General features: G+C 70.7%; 6 protein-coding genes and 2 pseudogenes. 6 read left to right on the top strand and 2 right to left on the bottom strand.

All coding sequences use genetic code 11. From position 1 onward, the window contains the following. Positions 1–77: 77 nt before the first annotated feature. A pseudogene (locus tag ABD879_RS31145) lies at positions 78–1,039 on the bottom strand (IS481 family transposase). 401 nt (positions 1,040–1,440) lie between these two features. On the opposite strand from ABD879_RS31145, the gene ABD879_RS31140 reads away from it, so the two are divergent. Further along, positions 1,441–2,628 (top strand): methyltransferase domain-containing protein, encoded by a 1,188-nt coding sequence (locus ABD879_RS31140; RefSeq protein ID WP_345025342.1) that lies wholly within the window; start codon positions 1,441–1,443, stop codon positions 2,626–2,628. Positions 2,629–2,832: 204 nt separating this feature from the next. Here ABD879_RS31140 and ABD879_RS31135 read toward each other — a convergent pair. Beyond that, a pseudogene (locus tag ABD879_RS31135) lies at positions 2,833–3,993 on the bottom strand (UDP-N-acetylglucosamine--N-acetylmuramyl-(pentapeptide) pyrophosphoryl-undecaprenol N-acetylglucosamine transferase). Between the two features lie 319 nt (positions 3,994–4,312). Here ABD879_RS31135 and ABD879_RS31130 point away from each other — a divergent pair. From ABD879_RS31130 to ABD879_RS31110, 5 genes are all read left to right on the top strand, one after another. Then, positions 4,313–5,518 carry a helix-turn-helix domain-containing protein gene (locus ABD879_RS31130; RefSeq protein WP_345025341.1) on the top strand — a complete coding sequence of 402 codons (1,206 nt, stop codon included), beginning with the start codon at positions 4,313–4,315 and terminating at the stop codon, positions 5,516–5,518. Between the two features lie 103 nt (positions 5,519–5,621). After that, positions 5,622–6,092, top strand: coding sequence for a hypothetical protein (locus ABD879_RS31125; RefSeq protein WP_345025340.1), 471 nt, complete (start codon positions 5,622–5,624; stop codon positions 6,090–6,092). Between the two features lie 117 nt (positions 6,093–6,209). Then, positions 6,210–6,767, top strand: coding sequence for a hypothetical protein (locus ABD879_RS31120; RefSeq protein ID WP_345025338.1), 558 nt, complete (start codon positions 6,210–6,212; stop codon positions 6,765–6,767). A gap of 32 nt (positions 6,768–6,799) precedes the next feature. Further along, positions 6,800–7,183 carry a hypothetical protein gene (locus ABD879_RS31115; RefSeq protein ID WP_345025337.1) on the top strand — a complete coding sequence of 128 codons (384 nt, stop codon included), beginning with the start codon at positions 6,800–6,802 and terminating at the stop codon, positions 7,181–7,183. Further along, on the top strand, positions 7,138–7,783 hold a 646-nt coding region (locus tag ABD879_RS31110; RefSeq protein ID WP_486303743.1), incomplete at its 3' end, for a cytochrome P450 family protein. The genes ABD879_RS31115 and ABD879_RS31110, both read left to right, overlap by 46 nt.

Here is a 7,783-nt window from a genome sequence, read left to right as displayed (position 1 = left end):
AAGACCGCCAGTTCCTTCCAGGCCGCCGTCACGTTGGCCGCCCTGCTGATGCGGCCATGACACTTTGACGACACGCCCTAGGTGTGCTGTTCGGACAGGTTGGTGACACGGTCGGCCGGGGTTTGGCCTGCGATGCCGGTGTGGGGTCGGTGGTGGTCGTACCAGTCCAGCCGGTCGCCGAAGGCGGCCTGTCGTTCGGTTTCTGAGGTGTAGGGCTGGTGGTAGGCCCATTCTTCGAGCAGGGTGCGGTGGAAGCGTTCGACCTTGCCGTTGGTCTGGGGCCGCCAGGGCCGGGTCCAGCGGGGGCTGATGCCCAGTTGGGCGCAGGTGGTGCGCCAGGTGGTCTTGGTGTAGGCCCAGGCGTTGTCGGTCAGGACGCGTCGGATGGTGATGCCGCGGGCGGCGGACCAGGCCGTGGCGCGGGCCGGGAACGCGGCGCAGGTGGCGGCGGTCTCATCGGTGAGGGCCTCGGTGTAGGCCGGGCGGGAGTGGTCGTCCAGGGCGGTGTGCAGGTAGATGTGGTCGGCCCCATCGCGGTGCCGGTCAACGCGGCCTGCGGCGCGCCCGAGGACCCTGTGCCCGCCGCCGTCGGGGATGCGGCCGAGCCTTTTGACGTCGATGTGGACCAGGTCGCCGGGGCGTTGGTGCTCGCAAGCGGCGGATGGGTTCGCCGGTGGCCCGGTCGCAGGCGGCCAGGGGCGGCAGGCCGTGGCGGGTCAGGATGCGGTGCGCGGTGGAGGGGGCGATGCCGGTGCGGGCGGCCGGGCGGAGTGGGCCGATGCGGTGCGCCCGGCGCAGGGCGGGCACCTGCGCCTCGAGGCGCGGTGGTGTCCGGTTGGGGCTGTGATGCGGGCGGCCGGGTGCGGTCGTGCATGCCGGCGGCGCCCGGCTGCCGGTAGCGGGCGGCCCACCGTGCGGCGGTGGTGTGGCTGACGCCGAAGCGTTCGGCGGCCCGGCGCAGCGGCCGGCCGTCTTCCACGACACACCGGGCCGGGCGCAGGCGTCCGGTCGGGGTCAAGGGGGCGTTGCGGTGGGACACGAGGGCCTCCTGGACGTCGGTGCAGATTCGCAATCCACACCGAAACCAGAAGGCCCTCGCCTCGTTCAAGAACCACCCAAGGCGTGTCGCCTGTCACCAACGTCTCCGAACAGCACACCTAGCGGGTGCTCAGCCGGTGCACTGTGCCGAGGAGGTCGGCGTGCACACCCGTGACCGCGGCCGCAAGCGCCACCGGATCGACGCAGGCGTCACAGGTACGTAGCCCTGGTAGCACGCTCCGTGCACGTGTGCTTTTCTTCCTGGTAGTCCGACAAGACTGCGCCTCGGGAGAGGACTATGGGCAAGCACGACAACAGCGGCGACCGCCACCGCCCGGAGAAGGGCATCCCCCCGGACAGGAAGGACGACGACAACACCGGCGGCGGCGGAAAGCGCGGCAAGTGAACACCTCCCCCGACCGCGGTACGGCGGCGCCCGTCGAACTGATCGATCGGCTGGCCGACCGGCTCAGTGCCGCCGGGGATTTGACCCGTCCCGAGTGGCGGGACGCGTTGCACGCCGTTCCCCGCCACCTGTTCGTGCCCAACCGGGCCTGGTGCGTGCCCGACGGGCCCGCCGAGGTCGCGGGGCACGCGATCGACCGGGACGCCGACCCCCGGGGGTGGTGGGACGCCGCGTACGCCGACGCGGCCATCATCACCCAGGTCGCCGACGGCGACGGCGACCCCGCCACCGGGGAGGGGGCGTGGACGTCGTCGCTGTCGGCTCCCGGCGCCGTCACCGCGTTCCTGGAACTGCTGTACCCGCTGGATGGGCACCGGGTGCTGGAGATCGGCACCGGCACCGGGTGGACGGCCGCGCTGCTGTCGGCCCGGCTCGGCGACGAGCACGTCACCACGATCGAGGTCGATCCTGCGGTGGCCGAGCAGGCCGCGGCGAACCTGCGCACGGCCGGATACAAGCCGCGGCTGATCATCGGGGACGGCGCCGACGGCGCACCCGACGGCGCCCCCTACGACCGGGTGCACGTCTCCTGCGGTGTCACCACGGTGCCGTATGCGTGGGTGCAGCAGACCCGCCCCGGCGGGGTCATCGTGCTCCCCTGGATGCCCGAGTGGCAGGGAGGGCACAAGGTCCGCCTCGCGGCGGTCGGCGACGGCCGCGCCATCGGCCGGTTCCACGGCTCGGCCTCGTACATGATGCTGCGCGCCCAGCGCAGCACCGGACTGCACGTCCCGGACGACCCCGCCGCCGCGCCCGGGGCGGAGGAGACGGTGACCCTGCTGGACCCGCGCTCGGTTGTCGGCGACTCCTACGGCGCCGACGTCGCCATCGCCGGCATGCTGCCCGACGTGATGGGCGACGCACACCGCGACGGCGACGGCTGGTGTCTGCTGTTGGCCGACACCGCCGGGACGTCCTGGGCGCGCTGCCGACACCGGCCCGGCGCGCGGGAGCACCTCGTCCACCAGGCCGGGCCGCGGCGGCTGTGGGACGAGGTCGCCGACGCCTACCTGCGCTGGGTCGGCTGGGGCAGCCCGCCGCGAAGCCGGTTCGGTCTGACGGTGGACACAACGGGTCAGCACATCTGGCGGGACGACCCGGGCAACATCGTCACAGGCTCATAGACAGCGAGCGCGCCCCGCACGGCAGGCGGACAGTCCCTGCCGAGCGGGGCGCAATCCGTGACCGAGAGCGAGACCCCGCGCAAGGCGTTGAGACGGCCCGACCGCTGGCGAGATCGAACGCGTCACCGGGCTACTCGCCAAGGCCGTCAACGACCAGTAGAAACCACGTCCCCGCCCACGGCATCCCGGGCATGCTCACGCCTATCAAGGGGTGTCGTGGGCGGCCGCCAGAACAACATCCGCCAACCGCTCGGCCGCGTCCGGGCGGCCGTGGTCACGTGCCCGCGCGGCCATCGCCGCCCGCCGCCCCGGATCGGTCAGCAGCGGCGTCGCAGCCGCCTGCACATCCGCCGCTGACACCTCCCCCAGCAACGCCACCGCAGCGCCCGCGTCCGCCAGGTGCCGGGCGTTGTGAGCCTGCTCGTTCCCGGCCGACGACGCCAGCGGGATCAGCACCGCGGCCTTGCCCAGTGCGGTCAGCTCGGCGATCGTCCCGGCCCCGGACCGGGAGATCACCACGTCCGCCAACGCCAGCACGTCCGGCAGCTCGCCGCCCATGTACCCGGTCAAAAAGTACCGGCCCGCCGCCTCTACCGGCAGCCGCGCCGTCTGCCGCCGCAACAGCTCCAGGTCGCCGGGCCCGCACTGGTGCACCACGTTGGCCTGCTGCAGCAGCCACGGCAGGATCTCCACCACGAGGCTGTTGATCTGCTGCGACCCCTGCGCACCCCCGGTGACGTACACGGTCGGCCGGCGCGGGTCGCACCCGCGCAAGCCCAGCGCCTCGACACCCCTGCGAGGGTCGCCCGCCAACAGGTTCGGCCGCACCGGGTTGCCCGTCACCACCGCTGTCGCCCGTGACGCAGGCGGCAACAGCTCCAGCGTGGACGGCGACGACACCGCGACCCTGGCCGCCACCCTGGCCAGCGTCCTGTTCGCCAGCCCTAGCCGGACCGTCTGCTCGTGCACCACCAGCGGCCGCCGGCACATCCAGGCCGCAAGTCCCACGGGGACGGCGACGTACCCACCGGTGGCCAGCACAACGTCCGGCCTGTGCTCGGCGATGACCGAACGGGCCTACGCGACCCCCAACGGCACACGCCCCATGTCCCGCATGTTCGCGGGTGACACCATGCGCAACGGGTTGGCGGCCCGGCGGATCCTCCCGGTCGCCACGGCAGCGAACCTGATCCCCTCCGATTCGGCAACCCGCTCCTCCAGGCTGCCGGCGGCGCCGACCCACAGAACGTCCAGCATCCCGGCGCCCACCCGGGCCTGCACGGTTCTCACCGTGGTCAACGCCGGATAGGTGTGGCCGCCGGTGCCGCCGCCGGTGACGACCAACCGCAGCCCGCGACCCGACATCCGCGGGGACACAGAGCTAGCCGTATTCAAAGGGCACTCCAGACATTCGACGGTGACGGAACAATCACCGTTTGTGGCCGACGCCTACAGTAACCTGAGTCGCCGTGGCTCGCCGTATGGCCCACGGTGTCACTGGGCTGCCCGTTGGAAACGGACGGGGAAGAGCAATGCTCCATACGACCCGATGACGTGGCGTGGCCCTGCGCCGTAGCCTGAAGGGCGTGTCCACCTCCAAGGGGCGCAGGGCCTGCCCCGCAGGCTAACACCGCGCCCATTGAATCCCTAGGCCGCGATGACTCGCGCCGGAAAGGGGAAACAGTTGAGCGAGTTCAAGACAGTGGGCGAGCGGATCAGGGCAGCCCGCAAGACCCGCGGACTCACCGCGCAACAGGTCGCCGACGCAGCCAACATCGCCACCTCAACGCTGTATGCGTACGAGAACGGCACCCGCACCCCGTCCACCAGCATGATCGTCAAGCTGGCGCAGGTGCTGCGTGTCGGCCCCGAGCGGCTGCACGGGCAGCCGTACTGGAACGGCGCCGAGGCCGAGGACGGCGTCCAGGCCGTCATCCCGGACCTGCGCCGTCTCATGATCTGCTACGACACCCCAGACGACCGGGACACCCCGCCTCGTCCGCTGGAAGTGCTCATCACCGAGATGAAGCACGTATCACGGATGCGGCGGGACGGACAGTACGCGCCCATGGGAGCGCTGCTGCCCGACCTGCTCAACGAGCTCACTCACGTCGCGCTCAGCTCGACCGGCCACAAGCAGGAGAAGGCGTTCTGGTGGCTGGCCCTCGGCTACCGAGCGGCCAACAGCCTCGCCCACAAGCTCGGGTACCACGACCTGAGCTTGACCGCGATCGAACGAGTCCGCTGGGCAGCAAGCCGCTCGGCCGACCCTTACATGGAGTTCATCGCGGACTACCTGCTACTCGGGGCGATGCTCCGGCAGGGCACGTGGAAGGCCGCCACCCGCCTCATGCAGCAGCTGGAGTCGCGCATCCACCGCCTGACCGACGGGAGGTTCGACGACACCAGCCGGGGTCTGCTCGGCAGCGTGGTCCTCAAACGCGCAGCGGTCGAGGCACGCGAGGGACGGATCGACCCAGCGATGCGCGCGCTAGAAGAGGCCGAGGAAATCGCGGCGGCCTCCAGGAACGTCGACGGCATCTACTACGAGACATCATTCGGCCCGTCGAACATCAAGATCCACGAAGTGTATGTGCTTCGTGAACTCGGCGACGATGAAGGCGCCGTGCAGAGCGCCGCCGGCTTCGAGCCCCCCGAGGAACTCCCCGGGGAGCGCAGATCGCACCACTTCATCGACCTGGCGGCCGCGCAGCTGGCCACTGGTGACAAGGCCGCGGCCTTCAACTCGCTGCAGAGAGCGCGACAGATCGCCCCCAACCACACCAGATTCCACCCGACAACCCGTCACACCGCCGCTGCGCTGGTGCGCGCGGACCGCAACAGCCACGACAGCATCGCCGGTTTCGCACGCTGGAGCGGCGTTATCTGATCCGCCCGCCGAGTCAAGAACCGACACCTATACAACCTGTATAGTTCCCGGCGCCACGGCGCGGCAGTCTCTTCATCACTCCCCGTCACGGAAGGAGACTGCCGTGCCGTCCCCGTCTTTGACGGCTGCTTACCGGGCCGAGCTCGAATGGCTCGCCTCCGCCGACGACCACGACCGGGTCACCAACTGGTGGAAGAACGCCGGTGTCGCCATGCTCAACGTCGGCATGCGCTGGGACGTCGTCAAAGTCGGTGCCGACCAGGGCCGCCGAGCGGTCGACGCGCTGCCCAGCGGCAGTGCCATGTGCGACCCGGTCGACGGCTACGTCTACGTTTTCGTGCCGCTCAACACCTCGGCCACCTGGGACGTTCCCGGCACCGAATGCCTTGACCGAACCTGCTGGTTGTGGGTTCCGTCCCCCGAGCGTGCCTCACCCGCAGGCCCGTACTGGCTCCGCCTGGATGGTCTGGCCGACCCGGCCCAGCTGAGATTGCTCCTGAGACACGGCGTCACACACCCCGATGACGAGTCGGAGCAGGCCACCACCGCTGTCGCCCTCACCACCGGCGGCTAGGACCAGACGGCCAACGGATTCAGCCGGGCGCGGCCCCCCACACGGCCGCGCCCACTCACACAAGAAATCGACCCCGGGCCGCTGCGCCAACAGCGGTAAGCCCCGGGGCCTCGCCGGATGCTGGAGATCCGACTTCTTATGTCACATTATCCACCACCAGGCTGGCTCGACATCGCCCAAGCCCTCGCCGGCCCCTGCGAAGACGCCAGCCTGATCGTTTCCGCCTGGGGCCGCGACGCGGAGGCCCCACTGGCCGCCGGCTGCCGCTGGGAGGCGGTCCAAGCCCCCGCACGGCTCGGGCGGGCGGTCCTCTCCCACGGACACACCCTCGGCAAGGGCGTGGAAACCGGTTCCTGGCCGGTGTTCTGCGGCCCGAACGACGACGACCAGGTGTTGTTCTTCTTCCTCGTGCCGCCCGGCACCGCCCAGCGTTGGAGTGCCCCCCACACCGTCTGCCTATACCAGGGAGAAGAAGTAGCGGTCCCGGCGCCCACGGTGGAGGGCCCCTGCAACGACCTGCACCCTGCCGTCGACGTCACGCGCTCCACCGTGACGGTTGGGCACTGGATCCAGACCCCGCACCTCACCCCCAAGGGGGAAATGGTCCTCGCCGAGCCCCACTTGCTGGCGCAGGGCCTTGAGACCGCCCTCGAACACGCGGGGGCGGTGGGATGACCGGCCACCCCTCCCACGACGGACCCCCTGACGTGCGGGACCTGCCCCCGTACGCCCAGCTGTACAGCCCGGAGTTCCACGCCGACCCGGAGGCCGCCTGGCAGCGGCTCCGCGAGGGCGGCCGGGTCGCGTGGGTGGCACTCCAGCCCGGCGTGCTCACGCTGCTGGTGCTGGATCACAATCTGATCGTGTCCTTCTCCCGGGACACCACGAGGTGGACCCGCAAAACCACTCGATGGAACGGGTGGGGCCTGGTCGACAACTCGGAGATCGCGGCGATGATCTCCGAATGGCGCAACATGCTGTTCGCCGAGGGCCCCGAACAGATCGGCTGCGCACCCCTGTGGAAGCGGCCCTCAAAGAGGCCGACATGGACCAGTTGCGGGTCCACGTCGAGCAGGCCGCCATGGACTTGATCGGTCGGTTCGCCCCTTACGGTCAGGCCGACCTGGTCGGCGAGTTCGCGGTCGCGCTGCCGCTGACCGTGATGTCCAGGCTGTTCGGCCTGGACGAGATGGACCGGTTGCGCCTGCCGGACATCATGCGGCGGATCTGGGACGCTGACGACGCGGGTCGGGCGGCCGACGACCTGGTGCGCCTCATGGACGCCACCGTTCGGCGGCACCAGCAGGGCCTCGGCCACGGCCCGCTCACCAAAGCCCTAGTCGAACGGCCCGGCGGGCTTTCCCACGACGAGCTTGCAGGCACGTTGGTGCTGATGGTCGGCGCAGGCAGCCAGCCCGCAGCCAACCTCATCGCCAACACGGTCGCGGAACTCCTCACCGACCCCCAGCTTCACGCCGACGTGATGTCCGCGGCCGTACCAGTCGCGGACGCGGTGCACCACACGCTGTGGGCGCGGCCGCCGATCGCGCACTACCCGCCTGTGGTCGCCCGCTGCGACGTCACCATCGACGGCGTCACCATTCCGCGGGGCACGCTGGTGCTGCTCGGACTGGGCCCCGCCGGACAGCGGATCCACCAGGACCACGGCCGTCCGCTCCACAACCGCGCCT

It is taken from the genome of Actinomadura keratinilytica, assembly GCF_039539665.1.
Taxonomy (GTDB): Bacteria; Actinomycetota; Actinomycetes; order Streptosporangiales; family Streptosporangiaceae; genus Spirillospora; species Spirillospora keratinilytica.
This window is presented reverse-complemented; position numbering and strand designations above follow the sequence as displayed.

Coding starts and splice junctions, on each gene's coding strand:
- ABD879_RS31120 (WP_345025338.1), top strand. CDS start 6,210: ATGCTGGAGATCCGACTTCTTATGTCACATTATCCACCACCAGGCTGG.